The organism is Cellvibrio sp. GW822-FHT04B05 (assembly GCF_058800985.1).
Genome location: NZ_JBXAMU010000002.1, coordinates 459,706 through 476,314, shown reverse-complemented (window position 1 = coordinate 476,314; position 16,609 = coordinate 459,706). Strand labels below are relative to the sequence as shown.

General features: G+C 47.8%; 14 protein-coding genes. 12 read left to right on the top strand and 2 right to left on the bottom strand.

Features of this window, described 5'->3' with window-relative positions; genetic code table 11:
• The first annotated feature begins 20 nt into the window (after positions 1-20).
• The 7 genes from AC1RJL_RS07700 to cysG all read left to right on the top strand — a co-directional run bounded on the left by AC1RJL_RS07700 (position 21) and on the right by cysG (position 9,607).
• A complete protein-coding gene (locus AC1RJL_RS07700; RefSeq protein WP_492912573.1) occupies positions 21-1,529 on the top strand; it encodes a GGDEF domain-containing protein in 1,509 nt (502 codons plus the stop codon).
• A gap of 166 nt (positions 1,530-1,695) precedes the next feature.
• Complete coding sequence (locus tag AC1RJL_RS07695; protein ID WP_492913454.1) at positions 1,696-4,059, top strand: DNA translocase FtsK; 2,364 nt, start codon at positions 1,696-1,698, stop codon at positions 4,057-4,059.
• Positions 4,060-4,255: 196 nt separating this feature from the next.
• A complete protein-coding gene (gene lolA / locus AC1RJL_RS07690) occupies positions 4,256-4,885 on the top strand; it encodes an outer membrane lipoprotein periplasmic chaperone LolA (RefSeq protein ID WP_492912571.1) in 630 nt (209 codons plus the stop codon).
• A 10-nt stretch (positions 4,886-4,895) separates the two neighbouring features.
• Positions 4,896-6,236: a replication-associated recombination protein A gene (locus tag AC1RJL_RS07685; RefSeq protein WP_492912569.1), complete on the top strand. Its 1,341-nt coding sequence runs from the start codon at positions 4,896-4,898 to the stop codon at positions 6,234-6,236.
• A gap of 134 nt (positions 6,237-6,370) precedes the next feature.
• The gene (gene crcB, locus AC1RJL_RS07680; RefSeq protein ID WP_492912567.1) at positions 6,371-6,745 is read left to right on the top strand and encodes a fluoride efflux transporter CrcB; all 375 of its coding nucleotides are present in this window, start codon (positions 6,371-6,373) and stop codon (positions 6,743-6,745) included.
• Positions 6,746-6,799: 54 nt separating this feature from the next.
• The gene (serS, locus tag AC1RJL_RS07675) at positions 6,800-8,086 is read left to right on the top strand and encodes a serine--tRNA ligase (RefSeq protein ID WP_492912565.1); all 1,287 of its coding nucleotides are present in this window, start codon (positions 6,800-6,802) and stop codon (positions 8,084-8,086) included.
• 132 nt (positions 8,087-8,218) lie between these two features.
• Positions 8,219-9,607 carry a siroheme synthase CysG gene (gene cysG, locus AC1RJL_RS07670; protein ID WP_492912563.1) on the top strand — a complete coding sequence of 463 codons (1,389 nt, stop codon included), beginning with the start codon at positions 8,219-8,221 and terminating at the stop codon, positions 9,605-9,607.
• Positions 9,608-9,648: 41 nt separating this feature from the next.
• On the opposite strand, the gene AC1RJL_RS07665 is transcribed toward cysG, so the two are convergent.
• Entirely contained in the window at positions 9,649-10,704 is a 1,056-nt protein-coding gene (locus tag AC1RJL_RS07665; protein WP_492912561.1) for a TerC family protein, read from the bottom strand.
• Here AC1RJL_RS07665 and AC1RJL_RS07660 point away from each other — a divergent pair.
• Positions 10,703-10,939 carry a hypothetical protein gene (locus AC1RJL_RS07660; protein ID WP_492912559.1) on the top strand — a complete coding sequence of 79 codons (237 nt, stop codon included), beginning with the start codon at positions 10,703-10,705 and terminating at the stop codon, positions 10,937-10,939. The two genes, AC1RJL_RS07665 and AC1RJL_RS07660, sit on opposite strands and share 2 nt — an antisense overlap.
• Before the next feature lie 137 nt (positions 10,940-11,076).
• A complete protein-coding gene (locus tag AC1RJL_RS07655; RefSeq protein ID WP_492912557.1) occupies positions 11,077-11,346 on the top strand; it encodes a hypothetical protein in 270 nt (89 codons plus the stop codon).
• Here AC1RJL_RS07655 and AC1RJL_RS07650 read toward each other — a convergent pair.
• The gene (locus AC1RJL_RS07650; protein WP_492912555.1) at positions 11,339-13,546 is read right to left on the bottom strand and encodes an FdhF/YdeP family oxidoreductase; all 2,208 of its coding nucleotides are present in this window, start codon (positions 13,544-13,546) and stop codon (positions 11,339-11,341) included. The genes AC1RJL_RS07655 and AC1RJL_RS07650 overlap by 8 nt on opposite strands.
• Before the next feature lie 118 nt (positions 13,547-13,664).
• Between AC1RJL_RS07650 and creB the strand changes: the two genes are divergently transcribed.
• From creB to AC1RJL_RS07635, 3 genes are all read left to right on the top strand, one after another.
• Positions 13,665-14,357: a two-component system response regulator CreB gene (gene creB / locus AC1RJL_RS07645; protein ID WP_492912553.1), complete on the top strand. Its 693-nt coding sequence runs from the start codon at positions 13,665-13,667 to the stop codon at positions 14,355-14,357.
• Between the two features lie 2 nt (positions 14,358-14,359).
• Positions 14,360-15,823, top strand: coding sequence for a two-component system sensor histidine kinase CreC (gene creC / locus AC1RJL_RS07640; RefSeq protein ID WP_492912551.1), 1,464 nt, complete (start codon positions 14,360-14,362; stop codon positions 15,821-15,823).
• A 132-nt stretch (positions 15,824-15,955) separates the two neighbouring features.
• The gene (locus tag AC1RJL_RS07635; RefSeq protein ID WP_492912549.1) at positions 15,956-16,567 is read left to right on the top strand and encodes a hypothetical protein; all 612 of its coding nucleotides are present in this window, start codon (positions 15,956-15,958) and stop codon (positions 16,565-16,567) included.
• Positions 16,568-16,609: the final 42 nt, after the last annotated feature.

Below are 16,609 nucleotides of genomic sequence, written 5' to 3'. Positions count from 1 at the left end.
ATAAGGAACTAACGCAAATAATGTTTGGTTTTACTCCTGCAGTCCGGTTGAGTTTGGGATTGGTGATATTGACCATTTCCATTTTGATCCTCGCGCAAGCGCTGGGCTTAACACCCGGTGCCGAGCGACAACAATTGGATGTGCGCAAGCGTCTGACCGAAACACTTGCAGCGCAAGTGGGCGTAGCGATTATGCGTGGCGACGAAATACTCTTGCAGTATTTGTTGGAATCCTCAGTGGAGCGCAACCCGGAAATTGAATCGGCGGCGGTGAGGCGCAATGATGGCGTGATAGTGGTGCAAACCAAATTACACGCGCAGTATTGGGACGGTGCCAAAAAAGAAGAATCGACACCGACTCACATCCGTTTTCCTATCATGATCAACGGTGCAAAACGCGCGGATTTTGAAATCAGTTTTGAGCCACTGCTGAATGATAAGCATCCTTTCTTTGGTATTCCCTCGTTTGCGTTGCTGGTAATATTTGTTTCACTCAGTGGCTTTGTCGGTTTCTGGTATTACATTAAGCGTGCATTAAAACATTTGGATCCGAGTGCTGTTGTTCCTGCGCGGGTGCGTAATGCGCTCAACATTTTGGCCGAAGGTGTTTTGATTCTGGATCGTCGCGAACAAATTGTATTGGCTAACACCGCGTTGATGGAGCATTTACAGCGCACAGAGCAATCGTTAGTGGGCAAAAAAGCCAGCAATCTCGGTTGGTTTCTCGATCCAAAACAAGAGGCACAGGATTATCCCTGGCTGGTGGCAATTAACTCGGGTGTAAAACAAACAGGCGTGCGTATATTGCTGCCCGCAGAAAGTGATCGGGATAAAATTTTTCTGGTCAATGCTGTGCCTATTCTCGATGCAAAAGGATCAAGCCAGGGCACGATTGCAGTGTTTGAAGATATCACCGAACTCGAAACCAAAAGTCGCTTGTTGGAAGATATGATTGATCAATTGGCGGCAACACAAGTTGCGATTGAAAATAAAAACAAAGAACTGACCTATTTAGCGACGCGCGATCCGTTGACCAATTGCTACAACCGCCGCGCACTCTATGAACATCTCAATGGAAAGTTCGATGGCGCGCGCGCTTCAGATGCTGAATTCAGTTGCATCATGGCCGATATCGATTTCTTCAAAAAAGTGAACGATACCTACGGCCATGCCGCGGGTGATGAAGTCATTAAAATGGCTGCCAATAGCCTGCGCGAAGTAGTGCGCGATATGGATATGGTGGCTCGCTTTGGCGGCGAAGAATTCTGTGTGATTTTGCCGGGCGCACCACTGGAACAGGCACAATTAATTGCCGAGCGTTGCCGCGAAAAAATCGAGAGCAAAAATACTAACGGCGTAAAAGTCACGGGTAGTTTTGGTGTGACCTCCATTCGCATGGGCGCGAACAGTGCCAGTCAACTCATCCAGCAGGCGGACGAGGCGCTTTATTATTCCAAGCAACATGGCCGTAATCAGGTGACTTGTTGGGCGCACGGAATGGAAAGTCTGATTGCCGAGACGCAGCATTAAGCTCCAACAACTTGATAATTGTGCGTAATTCGACCATTAAACCCGCCAGCAGGCGGGTTTTTTACATCATTTTCCCTTTGAGTGATCTTGCCGGTGGTAAATCTGCCGCCAGTAATTACAATAGCCCTCGTTTATTTACTTACCGCTATATTATGTCAATCGGGAAATTCCATTGAAATCAGTGACACCGCAACGTCGTGCACCTGCTTCGGAGCAAACCTCCAATTTGCTGGTGCGACTGTTAAAAGAGGGCGCACTTATCGGTTTGGGTGCGGTGTGCCTTTATTTGATGATCGCCATGGTCAGTTACGATCCGAATGATCCGGGCTGGTCCCAGACCGGTCAAAATACTATCGCCCAAAATGCGGGCGGTCCCTTTGGTGCCTGGATCGCCGATGTCTTCTTTTCCCTGGTCGGTTATCTCGCTTATTTATTCCCGATCATGATTGCCTATCGCGCCTGGTTGGTGTTGAAAGATCGCACCCGTCAAGACGGAATTGATTGGCTGTTTTTTGGCCTGCGCGCCGTTGGATTGATATTGGTGATGGTCGCAGGAGCGGGAATTGCCGCCATGCATTACAGCGATGGTCCATCCGCATTGCCTTATTCCAATGGCGGGCTTCTCGGTGCAGCGGTATCCGATGGCATCTTCGGTGCGTTTAACTACACTGGCGGAACCCTGTTATTGCTGGCGATGTTTTTGGTCGGTATGACCATTTTTACCGATCTCTCCTGGCTTAAGCTCGCCGAGGATATCGGCCGTTGGACATTGATTGGCATTAATCGCGCGCTGGAAAAGTGGCAAGTCTATAAACGCGAGCGCGCCGAAAAACAAATCGCGGTGAAAGCTCAGGAGCATCGCCGCGAAGTTGTCGTACAGCATGCAAAAATCGAAGCCAAGCGACAGGCGCCGGTGATTATTGAAGAACCGATCAAGAAGAAGCCGGCGCCCAGCCCGCGTATCGAGAAAGAAAAACAGCCATCACTATTTGAATCCCTTGAGCCGGCCGTGGGAATTTTGCCGCCGCTGAGCTTGCTCGATCCAGCTGACAAACGCAGCGATAAGGGTTACTCCAAAGAGTCCTTGGAGGCCATGTCCAAGCTGCTGGAGCTGAAGCTGAAGGATTTCGGTATTGAAATCGAGGTGGTGTCGGTACAGCCAGGCCCCGTAGTTACCCGCTTTGAAATCCAGCCTGCACCCGGCATTAAAGCCAGCCGTATTTCCGGTCTCGCGAAAGATTTGGCGCGCTCGCTCGCTGTGGTGTCGGTACGGGTGGTGGAAGTTATTCCCGGCAAATCAGTAATGGGTATTGAGATTCCCAATGCGCACCGTGAAATGGTGCGCTTGTCTGAGGTGATTTCGTCCGAAGTCTACGAAAACTCCAAGTCGGTTTTGACTATGGCGCTGGGGCACGATATCTCCGGTGAGCCAGTGGTGGCGGATCTTGCCAAAATGCCACACTTGCTGGTGGCCGGTACGACCGGTTCGGGTAAATCCGTGGGCGTAAACGTGATGCTGTTGAGCTTGCTCTACAAATCCACACCCAAAGAAGTGCGCTTGATGTTGGTTGACCCGAAGATGCTTGAACTCTCGGTCTACGAGGGAATCCCGCACTTGCTGACGCCGGTTATCACCGACATGAAAGACGCAGCTAACGGTTTGCGCTGGTGTGTGGGTGAAATGGAGCGCCGTTATAAACTCATGGCCGCCATGGGCGTGCGTAACCTCGCCGGTTTTAATCGCAAGATTGAAGATGCAATCAAAGCGGGCGAACCGATTAAAGATCCGCTGTTCAAACCGGAAGATAACTATGAGCCAGGTGCTGAAGTTGCTACTGCGCCGGATCTGGAAACCTTGCCCGCTGTTGTTGTTGTGATTGATGAATTTGCCGACATGATGATGATCGTCGGCAAGAAGGTGGAGCAATTGATCGCCCGTATCGCGCAAAAAGCCCGTGCGGCAGGTATCCATTTGATCCTTGCGACCCAACGTCCCTCGGTCGATGTAATCACTGGCTTGATCAAAGCCAACGTGCCGACGCGTATGGCGTTTCAGGTTTCGTCCAAAATCGACTCCCGTACCATTCTCGACCAGGGCGGGGCAGAGCAATTGCTCGGTCACGGCGACATGCTGTATTTGCCGCCGGGCACCAGCGTGCCGGTACGTGTGCACGGCGCATTTGTGGATGACCACGAAGTTCACCGCGTAGTAGCGGATTGGAAAAAGCGCGGCGAGCCCAATTATATTGATGGCATCACCGACGACAGCAACAACTCGATCCCGGTACCGGGAATGCCGAGCGAAGGTGGTGAAGAGGGCGGCGATAACGAAAGTGATGCGCTCTACGACGAGGCGGTCGCGTTTGTTATTGAATCGCGCAAGGCTTCTATTTCGTCGGTACAGCGGAAACTGCGCATCGGCTATAACCGTGCGGCACGTTTAATTGAAGCGATGGAAGCGGCGGGTGTGGTATCGGCCGCGGGCCACAATGGCAATCGCGAAGTCTTGGTTCCGGGCGGACGCGATTAATATACTTTCTTGATGTGTATCGCTTGCATTTCGCCATCCCACGGATATTCGCAACCGGCATAGGATGGGAGCCTAAGTGATATCCACCGCGAATGTGGACGATAATCCCAATTGTTTATCTCAGGTTCATCGTCACCCGCTAGGATCGGACACAGCGCAATTGCGCAAACAACGTAAATTGATATTTGGAAATTGTATGAAATTTTTATCGTCCATTTTTACCAGTCTGCTGTTGGTGTTGTCAGTGGTTGCTCATGCTGCCGACGACCAAGCCGCCGCCCAATTGCGCAAACAACTTGACGCGATGAATACTCTGCAGGGCGACTTTGTCCAGACCACTTACGATAAACAGGGTGCTGAACAAGAGACGAGCAAAGGTAATTTTATGCTGATGCGTCCGGGCAAGTTTTATTGGAAAACCGATGAGCCGATGCAGCAACTGTTGGTGTCCAATAACAAAACTATTTGGCTCTATGATCCCGATTTGGAAACGGTTAATGAACGTGCGTTTACCGATGATTTGCGCGAGACACCTGCGCTTTTGTTAAGTGCAGATATCGAACAGTTGCGCAAAAGTTTTACCGTCACCCGCGATCAAAAAGAAACTGCCGTGGAAAAATATACCCTGACGCCGAAGGTGACTGAAGGTATGTTCCAGCATTTAACGCTGGTATTCAAAGCGGGCCAGCTCAGTGAATTTGCGATCCAGGACAGCCTCGGTCAATTGACGCGCTGCGTGTTAACCAATGTGCAGCGCAACAAAACCCTGCCGGAAGAAAAGTTTTTCTTTATTCCGCCTGAGGGTGTTGAAATCCTGAAAGACTAAGCCGGTTTCCATGGATCTCTTCGGTTCAGCAACACCAGCCTACCAACCCCTTGCGGCACGTATGCGTCCGCGCAATCTCGACGATTACATCGGTCAGGAGCATCTACTTAGCCCGGGCAAACCCTTGCGCGAGGCGATTAGCCGCGGCCAATTGCATTCGATGATTTTGTGGGGCCCGCCCGGTGTAGGAAAAACCTCACTCGCCAAATTATTTGCCGAGCAAGCTGACGCTCGTTTCGAATCCTTATCTGCGGTATTGTCCGGCGTAAAAGAAATACGTGCGGCTGTTGCAACTGCGCAGCAAGAGCGAATTTCCAGTCGCCGCAAAACGATTTTATTTGTCGATGAAGTGCATCGCTTTAACAAATCCCAACAGGATGCTTTCTTGCCTTACGTGGAAGACGGCACTTTTATTTTTATCGGTGCGACTACTGAAAACCCGTCGTTCGAATTAAACAATGCATTGCTCTCGCGCTGTCGCGTATATGTATTGCGCGGTTTGCAGCCCGAGCAATTAAAAAACGTATTGCAGCAAGCACTGGATGATAAAACGCGTGGGTTGGGCGAGCAGGATATCCGCATTGATGATGATACCCTGATGACACTCGCCCAAGCCGCCGATGGTGACGCGCGCAAAGCGCTTAATTTGCTGGAAATTTCCGCCGACCTTGCCGAGGAAGACGATGGTCACAAAGTCATTAACGAGTACGTAATCGCCGAAGTATTGGCATCCGATGTACGCCGGTTTGATAAAGGCGGTGATATTTTCTATGAACAAATTTCTGCATTGCATAAATCCGTACGCGGTTCATCGCCGGACGGTGCGCTTTACTGGCTGGCAAGAATGCTTGATGGTGGCTGCGATCCACTGTATATCGCTCGCCGCGTAGTGCGTATGGCGAGCGAGGATATCGGCAATGCCGATCCGCGTGCGTTGCCCTTGTGTCTCTCGGCTTGGGATGTACAGGAGCGGTTAGGCAGCCCGGAAGGGCAGTTAGCGATTGCCCAGGCAGTGGTCTATCTCGCCTGCGCACCCAAAAGTAATGCTGTGTATAATGCCTTCAACCAGGTAATGGCCGATGTACGCGCCCAGCCGGCCTACGATGTACCCATACATCTGCGCAATGCACCAACCAAATTGATGAAAAACATGGATTACGGTGCTGAATACCGTTACGCCCATGATGAGCCAGGCGCTTACGCGGCAGGTGAAAATTATTTGCCTGAAGATATTGCCAACAAGCAATATTACGAGCCGGTAGAACGCGGTCTGGAGCTGAAAATTCAGGAAAAGCTGGCGCACCTGCGCGAACTGGATAAACAAAGTAAAAAGAAACGCTATAAAAAATAATAACCCCACCCCGACCCTCCCCTTAAAAATGGGAGTGAGTTTGATTTCACTCCGTAAATAATACGGAGCCAGTCAAGCTCCTCCCCCTTGCCAAGGGGGAGGCTGGGAGGGGGTGTTTTTTACCGGGAAAATTTATGCAGTGGTTAGCAATTGCTTTGGGTGGTGCTCTCGGCTCAGTACTCAGGTTTGCTGCAGTAAGTTACTTAACGCCACTCATTAACCATCGTTTTCCGTTTGGTACTTTTATTGTCAATTTAAGCGGCTCTTTTTTGATTGGCGTGGCCTATGTGTTGCTGGTTGAAAAAACCAGCTTGCCAGCAGAATGGCGTTTGTTTTTTATTACTGGAATTTTAGGTGGTTACACCACCTTCTCGACTTTCTCGCTGGAAATTTTACAGTTGTGGCAAGGAGGACATGTAATCAATGCATTTGCATACGCGAGTGCTTCGGTGATCTTAGGTTTATTGATGGCTTTTATTGGGATGGCATTAACCCAAAAATTATTTTAGGTCGTATCCCGTACGGATAACATTTTTTTAACTTCAAATAGAAATTTACTCATCATGTTAGATTCAAAATTACTTCGCACCGCTACCGAACAAGTTGCCCAGGGTTTGGCTAAACGTGGTTACGATTTGGATGTTGCCAAAATTCAGGCATTGGAAGAAACCCGCAAAGCGATTCAGGTAAAAACTGAAAACCTGCAATCAGAGCGCAACTCGATTTCCAAAGGTATCGGCAAAGCCAAACAGGCTGGCGAAGATGTTGCTCCCATGATGCAAGCGGTAGAAAACATCAAACAGGAATTGGTCGGCGCAGAAGCTGAATTAGCCAAAGTGCAAGCCGAGTGGGATGAGTTTGTAAAAGCCATTCCCAACGTTCCTGCCGATGAAGTGCCGGAAGGCAAAAGCGAAGAAGACAACGTAGAAGTGCGCCGCTGGGGAGCCCCGCGCGAATTCGCATTTCCGATTGTCGATCACGTAGACCTTGGTGCAAACCTCGCTGGTTTGGATTTTGAAACCGCTACCAAAATTACCGGTACTCGCTTTGCCGTATTGCGCGGTGGTGTTGCACGTTTGCATCGCGCCCTCGCACAATTTATGTTGGATACCCACATCACCCAACACGGTTATGAAGAAGTTAATGTTCCGTTTATTGTTAATCGCGATTCCCTGTTTGGTACCGGTCAATTACCCAAGTTTGAAGAAGATTTATTCAAACTGACCGATGAGCGCGATTTTTATTTAATTCCTACCGCTGAAGTGCCCGTTACCAATATTTACCGCGATGAAATTGTTGACGATGCGCAATTGCCAATCAAACTCGTCTGCCACTCACCTTGTTTCCGTTCAGAGGCAGGCAGTTATGGTCGCGATACTCGTGGCATGATTCGCCAACACCAATTTGAAAAAGTGGAACTGGTTAAATTTGTTCGCCCGGAAGAATCCGATGCAGCATTGGAAGCGCTGGTAGGGCATGCAGAAACTATTTTGCAAAAACTTGGTTTGCCGCACCGTACGGTTATTCTGTGTGGTGGTGATATTGGTTTCTCATCAGCAAAAACCTACGACATTGAAGTATGGGTCCCATCGCAAAATAAATACCGCGAAATTTCTTCATGCAGTAGTTTCCGTGATTTCCAGGCTCGTCGCATGCTGGCGCGTTTCCGCAATAAAGAAACCGGTAAACCGGAATTGTTGCATACACTGAATGGCTCGGGTTTGGCGATTGGCCGCACCTTGCTGGCAGTAATGGAAAATTATCAGCAAGAAGATGGCAGTGTCATTATTCCGGAAGTGCTGCGCTCCTATATGGGCGGAGTGGAAGTGTTGACACCTGCTAAAAAGTAGCGAGTTAGCTTGAGTCAACAGCGTTAATGACGACTGATAAGGTGGGTGGAGCTATGCGATACCCGCCTTTTTTATTGCAGCAGAATTAATCTGCTAGTCTTTCTTTAAGCTATTTGTTTCGAAGATGTTGTTATGGATTATTTCCCCGTCTTTCTTGATTTAAAAAAACGCCGCTGCTTACTTGTCGGTGGTGGTGATGTAGCAACTCGCAAAGGTCGGTTGCTGGCAAAAGCCGGTGCCATCTTGCGCGTAGTCGCACCCGAAGTATCCAGCGAATTGCGTGAGTTGGTTAGTGCAACTGGCGGTGAGTTATTGCTGCGCGAATACCAGGCAGATGATTTACAAAGCTGCGTGTTAGTGATTGCTGCAACAGATATTGAATCACTCAACAAAACCATTTCTGCTGATGCACAAGCGCTGTACCTGCCCGTTAATGTAGTTGATAGTCCTGCACTTTGTACTTACATTACTCCCGCAATTATTGATCGCTCGCCGCTGGTAATTGCAGTTTCCAGTGGTGGTGAAGCGCCGGTACTTGCGCGTTTGGTCCGCACCAAATTGGAAACGTTAATTCCGGCGAGTTACGGTCGGCTCGCACAAATTGCCAGCCAATGGCGTGACCGTATCAAAGCGCGTTTCGCCGACGGTGATAGTCGGCGTAAATTTTGGGAAAAAATCCTGCAAGGCCCGGCTGCCGAATTGATGATGAATGGTCAGGAGGATGCAGCTAATCAATTGATCAGCAATGAACTGGCTGCAGATCAAACACAATTAATTCAGGGTGAAGTGTATTTGGTCGGCGGCGGGCCAGGTGATCCTGAATTATTAACCTTGCGCGCGTTACGGCTGATGCAACAAGCAGATGTTGTCCTTTACGACCGTTTGGTATCTGACGGGGTAATGGAATTGGTGCGGCGCGATGCCGAGCGCATCTACGTAGGAAAGCGCCGCAGCGAACACGCTATGCAGCAAGAAAATATCAATCAGCTATTAGTGAATTTGGCGAAGCAGGGTAAACGTGTACTGCGCTTGAAAGGCGGAGACCCGTTTATTTTTGGTCGTGGTGGTGAAGAAATTGAACTGCTCGCGCAAAATAATATTCCCTTTCAAGTTGTGCCGGGTATCACCGCTGCATCGGGTTGTGCTGCTTATGCGGGTATTCCGCTTACGCATCGCGATTATGCACAGTCAGTTCGGTTTGTGACCGGCCATTTAAAGTCGGACGATACCAATTTATCCTGGCCGGAATTAGCCAATCCCACCCAAACTTTGGTGTTTTATATGGGCTTGGTAGGGTTAAAGGACATTTGCGAATCCCTTATTGTCCATGGCCGTTCGCCGCAAACTCCAGTGGCACTCATTGAAAAGGGTACGACACAAGAGCAGCGCGTGTTAGTTGCGGATTTGAGTTCTATCGCTGATGTGGTTGCAGCAAAAGACGTTCATGCACCGACTTTATTTATCGTGGGTGAAGTGGTGAAATTGCATGAAAATTTGAAATGGTTTAATCCTGCTGTATGAATAAATAACCTCTTGCGCAATTAGCGCAGGAGGTTTTTTGATTAGTTAGATTCAGGGTTTGCTGGTTTGGTTTTAATCCAGGACAGTAACACCGAACCACCAATCAATACCGCAACGGTTGTGAGTGAGATTCCGATCGGAATTTTATAAATATCAATTAATATCATTTTGATGCCGATAAACACTAATACCAATGCCAACCCATATTTGATATACGCAAATCGATCAGCCATATCAGCTAATAGGAAGTACATGGCACGCAGACCAAGAATCGCAAATATGTTGGATGTGAGCACGATAAAAGGATCTGAGGTAATCGCAAAAATTGCCGGGATCGAATCTACCGCAAAAATAACATCCGATATTTCCACCATGATTAGCACAAGAAATAAAGGTGTTATTAGTTTCACGCCGTTTTCTACCACGAAGAAATTTTCTCCCCGCAAGCCATTAGTAATGGCAAAACGTTTTTTAATCCAGATCAGCAGTGGATTATTCTCCATGTGAACTTCTTTGTCAGCCATCCACCACATTTTGATACCGGTGAATAACAGGAAGGCGCCGAATACGTAGAGCAACCAATGGAAATGGGTGATTAACCAGATACCGGCAAAAATCATAACGGTACGTAAAAGAATTGCTCCGAGCACGCCGTAGGTGAGTACCCGTTTTTGCAGTTCCAGTGGAATCGCAAAAAAATTAAACAGCATTAGCCACACGAAAACATTATCGACTGCGAGCGATTTTTCAATCAAATAGCCGGTTAGATATTCCATCGTTTTGGTATTGGCAAATTCGCGCGTGTAATAAGCGTCCAGATACCACCAAAGGCCTGCGCCAAAACTTAATGCCAGTGAGACCCATACCAGCGACCAGCTTGCGGCTTCTTTAAACGATACTCGATGTTGTTTGCCGCCACCGACAAAAATCAGGTCGATGGCTAAAACCGTTAACACAATACTGAAAAAAATTACCCACATCCACCAGGTGCCAATAGAGGTGACGGCGATAGATTGCGCGGTAGTGGCGAGAGAACTTTCTGTAGCTTGCAGTGCTATGGGTACGGTAGCAGAGAGGGAAAGGAGAGGATTAATCATGAATAGCTCCGTCATTAGTAAGTTAAAACAACACAATGACGAGCAAAAAAAGAGTAATAGAAGCCTTTGTCATTGCGACAAAGGTCTCGTTCACAAGGTAAAAACCTTGCCCGCGCGACCGGAGCTAAACACTCGTATTGACGACCTGCGCGGCGGGAACTACTCCCCTTCGTGCTGGCAGTATAAGAGCTGGAAAGCTTTGGTCAAGGTATTTGAGCGCTATTTTCTATCGTAGCGGGTAATAAAGAAGGAAATTCATTGTCCAAATTGTGATCAATTTGCCAATTTTCCGGTGTCGCGTGAATTAGGCTTAAAGTAAATCGCTATAACGCCGATAAATTGACTATAGCTTTGCGAACTCAGGTGCAATGTATGGTTTATCTAGGTCCTATCATCCCTCGTCCACAACCGGTAAATACGCCTGTCAGGCCGACGCGTATTACGCCGGTGCAAGCTTATGCAAGTGAGCCGCATGGTGCTGATGTAGACGCTGCGCCCGCAGTTAGCATGGGGCCACCTGGAGGAAGAGAACGCCGGAAAGAAGATCGGCGCAACAAGTCCAGCGATCCTATGCTTGAGACCCGCGCTGGACGCGATCGCCGTAAAGCCCGCCAGGCTCCACCCATCAATATTTCTATTTAGCGGGCAGTATCCTGACGGGTACTGATTTAAAGGCAGGTGTTTTGCTGCGTGGATCATGGGTAATGGCGATCAATACATTGGCCTCGGGATAGTAGGCCATTACATTGCTTCGCGGCAGGTCAAACGAAAATACTTTCACCGCTTTCATCTCACCTTGAGGTGATTGGATGTTGGCTAAATTACCGGCTGCAATTCCCAATTCTTCCATATCATCCTTATTCATTAATACCGACCAGCGGGTATCAGTACCGCGGTAGGAATCGCTCTCTTCATAAATAATCGAATTGAATTGGCCTTCACTGCGAATGCTGGCAAGTAAAAATGGATATTCGCTGCTGGTGACTGATCCAGGAAGAGTGCTGATTTGGAATCGGGCTTTTCCGTTTTTGGTTTTAAAGTCGGGTGTATCAAACAAACGATTTTTAATCGTAAATTCCTGTTTGGTTTGTGCGATATCTTTTAATTCGCTTAAGCCGGGAATGGTTGCTGCGATGGCAGCGCGAATAGAATCGTGCTGTTTGAATTTATGGAAATCCAATACGCTAGCGGGAACCAATCGTTTTCCTAATTCGCATAAAATTTCCACTTCCGGTTTTACATTGTGTAAGCGATCAATGCCGCCATCGCTCAAACGCACGTAATTAAACATGGATTCCTGCGTTGTTGGTTGCCACTCTTCATCACGCGCAGTGACCGGCAGAATTAATGCTTCACTGGTTTCCATGCCGGTGAAATGTCCAGCATTCAATGTTGTAGTTAAATAAGCTTTAAAGCCAATTTTATCCAGCGCTTCCTGTGCCCAGAAACTATTGGGCGTGGCAGAAAATAAATTGCCGCCCATTATTAATGCGGTATCAATTTTTCCTTCATGTGCCGCAGTTAAGCACGCGATAGTATCCATGCCTTTGGTGCGCGGCAGTTTTACATCCATGTGCTGTTCAAGTTGTTGCAACACATCTTCTGCGAGAATGGGTTTTACTCCAACGGTACCTATGCCTTGTACGTTACTGTGGCCTCGCAATGGTAGTAAACCGGCGGCAGGTTTACCGAGCATTCCGCGTAAAAGTGCGAGATTGGCAATGGCCTCGACATTTTCTACACCATGTAAATGATGGGTAATGCCCATACCCCAAGCAAAAATAGCTTTTTCGGATTGTGCATAGGCATTCGCCAATGACACTATTTTTTCTTTATCAACGCCACAAGCATCGATGAGGGTTTTCCAAGCGATATTGTCTATATTGTGTCGAAAGTCGAGGAAATTGTCGGTGTGTTGCGCGATGTAATCATCTGCAATTTGATTAGACTCTAGTAATGCTTTTGCAATACCTTTTAATAGCGCGAGATCGCTGCCGATTTTAGGTTGTACATATTCCGATGCAATCCAGGTTCCGCCACTGAGCATGGATTTAGCACTTTTAGGTACAGCAAATCTGACGAGTCCGGGTTCCTTTGCCGGATTGATGATAATCACTTGTCCGCCGCGCTCGCGGCAATTTTTTAATTGATGCACGAAGCGTGGATGGTTCGAAGAGGGATTTGCTCCTATTACAAAAATACAGTCACAATTGCCCACATCTTCCAATGATACCGTTGCAGTACCTGTACCTATCACGTTGGCTAAACCGACACCGGTTGCCTGATGACAATAGTAGGAGCAGTTATTCACATTATTGGTACCGTACAAACGCGCTAACAATTGCAATATAAAACCGGCTTCATTGGATGAACGTCCGGATGAATAAAAAAAGCTGCGCTCGGGATTAGTGGCGGCAAATGCGCGCGCCATTTTATCCAGCGCAAATTCCCATGATACGGGTGAGTATTTATTGCCATCGGCAGATTTAAATAATGGACTGTTCAGGCGACCCAGATGCTCCAATTCGTAAGCGCTGAGCTGCTTGAAATCATCCAGCGTATGGCTGAATAAATCGGTCGGGATCGGCTCCTGGATATCAGTCGATTGGGCTTGGATGCTTTTGTTACAAACGGAAGGAAATTCATCTTTCTCATTAGTCATCCCACCGCGTTGGCCGCCCATTCCCAAGCCACAGGCTTTGCAGGTATTTCGGCTATTAAGTGCTTTGGCCGAATTGAGTAAACCAATGCGCGCAACGGTTTTTAAGGTGTAGAGAACTTTTTTAGGGCCGCCGCCCACAATGGTAATGGGTTCTGCGGGAGCGGAATCTTTAACAGACATAAGCAGGTCAACCGGAACGAATACAGTAATAAGAGGTTAGGGGGGATTCTGTTGCATTGCAATACGTTAAATGGCCCGCTTTCTTGTAGAATCGGCCAACGCAAAACAGGATACTTTTATGCCCCATATTTTGATTCTGGAAGATGAGCCCTCCATAGCGGAGAGTTTGATTTTTGTGCTGCAAGCCGAAGGCTTTGGCATCCATTGGGAAAGTCTGGCAACCAACGCACTTGCCCATGCCAAAAGCCAACCGGTGGATTTGATTATTATGGATGTTGGGCTACCGGACATGACCGGCTTTGAAGCCTGTAAACAATTGCGGAAATTTTCTGAAGTGCCGGTGATGTTTTTGACTGCCCGTGGTGATGAGTTGGATCGTGTTGTCGGTTTGGAAATTGGGGCAGATGATTATGTAGTAAAACCTTTCAGTCCGCGCGAGGTAGCCGCGCGGGTAAAAGCAATTTTGAAACGCACGCGACCAATTACCGTTGTGGTTGAAAAAGCACCGCAAGAAAATCTGCGCGAATTTGTCATGGATGTAGATCGTAAGACCATCCATTATCAGCAGCAATTATTGCAACTTACACGCTTTGAATTCTGTTTGTTGCAGACATTATTGGAACAGCCTGAGCGCGTATTCAGTCGCGACCAATTATTAAATGCCTTAGGTGTATCGGCCGATGCGGGATATGACCGCAGCATTGATGGTCATATCAAAACCCTGCGGGCAAAACTGCGTGCGATAAATGCGAATGCTGACCCGATCAAAACCCAGCGCGGTTTTGGTTATTCCTATCAACCGGAATCCTGATCATGTCGCTGAGTTTGCGCATTTTTATTATCTATATGCTGTTTGTTGCGCTTTGTAGTTATTTTGTCCTGCGCACGGTAATGGAAGAAATACGTCCGGGAGTTCGTCAATCGACGGAAGAGACATTAGTCGATACTGCCAATTTGCTCGCTGAATTTCTCCGCACGCCCATGCTGAACAACGAAATCAATAACGAATTTTATGCGGATATTTTTCTCGCGTATGGTCAGCGTACACCCAATGCCAGTATTTGGGGGGTCAATAAATTTGCGGTTAATCATCGCATTTACGTAACCGATAAAAATGGCATAGTCCTGCTCGACTCAAAAAATATTGCCGTTGGCCAGGATTATTCGCGTTGGAATGATGTCTATCTCACGCTGCAGGGGAAGTACGGTGCACGTTCATCCCATGAAGTGGAAGGCAATGAAGGCTCCAGCATCATGTATGTGGCTGCACCCATTAAAAATGGCGATGACATTATTGGTGTGGTGTCGGTCGCCAAGCCTAATTACAGTGTGCAACCTTTTATTGAACGTACCCAGCGGCGTTTGGGTGTTTTGGCCGGCGGATTAATTTTACTGGGTTTATTAAGCGGGGCGATTTTTTCCTGGTGGTTGAGCCGCGAGTTGCGCAAGTTGCGCGAATATGCCGTCAATGTCAGTCAGGGTGAACGCGCGATTATTCCCGAAAGTAAAATTGCCAGCGGCGAGTTGCGCCAGCTGGCGCAAGCGTTGGAATCCATGCGCACGGAATTGGATGGCAAGGCTTATATTGAACGTTATATCCAAACCCTTGCGCACGAATTAAAAAGCCCGCTTGCCGGCATTCGCGCAGCTACCGAGTTATTGCAATCGCCATTGCTGCAAGCACCGGACCGTGATGCGCAACGGCAACGTTTTATTAATAATATCGACAGCGAAAGCCTGCGTTTGCAGCAGCTTATCGAGCGATTATTAAATTTGGCGTTAGTAGAGCAACAGCAAACATTGCACGATCCAAAGCCAGTGGATATCAACGTGCTATTGGATGAGTTGTTGGACAATCAAATGGCACGCATCATCCGGCAAAGCGTGCAGATTGACAAAAAATACAATCAAGATGCGGTAGTCAATGGTGAGTTATTTTTGTTGCGCCAAGCCGTCAATAATCTGTTGGATAATGCGCTTGATTTCACCCCACAGGGCGGTGTTATTGTGGTGCACACGGATCGACAGCATAATCAGCTGCTAGTATCTGTGACGAATCAGGGGGAGCCTATTCCCGATTTTGCATTTGCGCGGTTAACGGAACGTTTTTTCTCTCTACCTCGGCCAGTGTCGGGTAAAAAAAGTACAGGTCTGGGATTGCGTTTTGTACAAGAAGTAGTCGGCTTGCATAATGGTAGTTTGGAGTTACGTAATACGTCCGATGGAGTGGCTGCAATGTTGAAGTTTCCATTGGCGTTATCCAGTCGTCACGGATAAAGGTGATGCACAGTTTGCCGGTGTACAATTATTTACACCTGTACTGCCTGCAAAAAAATAAGCTCCGCGCCTGAATGTGATCCAATAGCGGGCGCGAGAGTGCCCTGTTATCTTAAAAGAGTGAAACCAATAATGTCATTATTGAAGCTAGCTGTATCCATCCTGTTGATATTTTCCCTCACTGCCTGCAAGGATGTATTCAACAAGCCTTTAAGTAGTATGGACGTCCCCAGTGCTGTAAAACCTATGGATGGCAAATGGATCAGTGAGGCTGACAGATCGCAGTTGGATATCGCCAAAACCAGTAAAACGGACTGGTATGAGTTTAAATATCAGGAGAAAGACAAACTGACAGTTGGGAGGTTTACTGTTTCGTATTTCAAGCAGCGTCGTGTCCTGAATATTGATTTAGCCAGCGTAAAAGTGAATGGCAAGCCGGTGGTTAGTGATTCAAGCCAGGCCTTTTTGATTGTGGGTGCGATGCTGGACGATAACGAATTAACCATCATTCCTGCGGATATGGATAAGTTTGAACAGAATTTTTCCAAGTACTTTTTCGCATCGCCAATACAAACCGAGGCATTGTGTAAAAAAGATAACCAATTGTGCACATCCCATTTTTCTGGCGGCAATGTGTTGCTTTCCAAGCGCATGAAAAAGTTTAATGATGACTTCCTGAAGAAGTACCGCATAGTATTCCCCAGTAAAAATCAGGTGGTGTTTAAGCCAGCCAAGGCTTCTTAGTTATTCCTGGTCTGTAATTCAGGTGCCTGGCTTTACAGGCAC

Coding starts and splice junctions, on each gene's coding strand:
- AC1RJL_RS07665 (WP_492912561.1), bottom strand. CDS start 10,704: ATGATTAATCCTCTCCTTTCCCTCTCTGCTACCGTACCCATAGCACTG.
- creB (WP_492912553.1), top strand. CDS start 13,665: ATGCCCCATATTTTGATTCTGGAAGATGAGCCCTCCATAGCGGAGAGT.
- AC1RJL_RS07700 (WP_492912573.1), top strand. CDS start 21: ATGTTTGGTTTTACTCCTGCAGTCCGGTTGAGTTTGGGATTGGTGATA.
- cysG (WP_492912563.1), top strand. CDS start 8,219: ATGGATTATTTCCCCGTCTTTCTTGATTTAAAAAAACGCCGCTGCTTA.
- AC1RJL_RS07635 (WP_492912549.1), top strand. CDS start 15,956: ATGTCATTATTGAAGCTAGCTGTATCCATCCTGTTGATATTTTCCCTC.
- crcB (WP_492912567.1), top strand. CDS start 6,371: ATGCAGTGGTTAGCAATTGCTTTGGGTGGTGCTCTCGGCTCAGTACTC.
- serS (WP_492912565.1), top strand. CDS start 6,800: ATGTTAGATTCAAAATTACTTCGCACCGCTACCGAACAAGTTGCCCAG.
- AC1RJL_RS07660 (WP_492912559.1), top strand. CDS start 10,703: ATGAATAGCTCCGTCATTAGTAAGTTAAAACAACACAATGACGAGCAA.
- AC1RJL_RS07650 (WP_492912555.1), bottom strand. CDS start 13,546: ATGTCTGTTAAAGATTCCGCTCCCGCAGAACCCATTACCATTGTGGGC.
- AC1RJL_RS07655 (WP_492912557.1), top strand. CDS start 11,077: ATGGTTTATCTAGGTCCTATCATCCCTCGTCCACAACCGGTAAATACG.
- lolA (WP_492912571.1), top strand. CDS start 4,256: ATGAAATTTTTATCGTCCATTTTTACCAGTCTGCTGTTGGTGTTGTCA.
- AC1RJL_RS07685 (WP_492912569.1), top strand. CDS start 4,896: ATGGATCTCTTCGGTTCAGCAACACCAGCCTACCAACCCCTTGCGGCA.
- creC (WP_492912551.1), top strand. CDS start 14,360: ATGTCGCTGAGTTTGCGCATTTTTATTATCTATATGCTGTTTGTTGCG.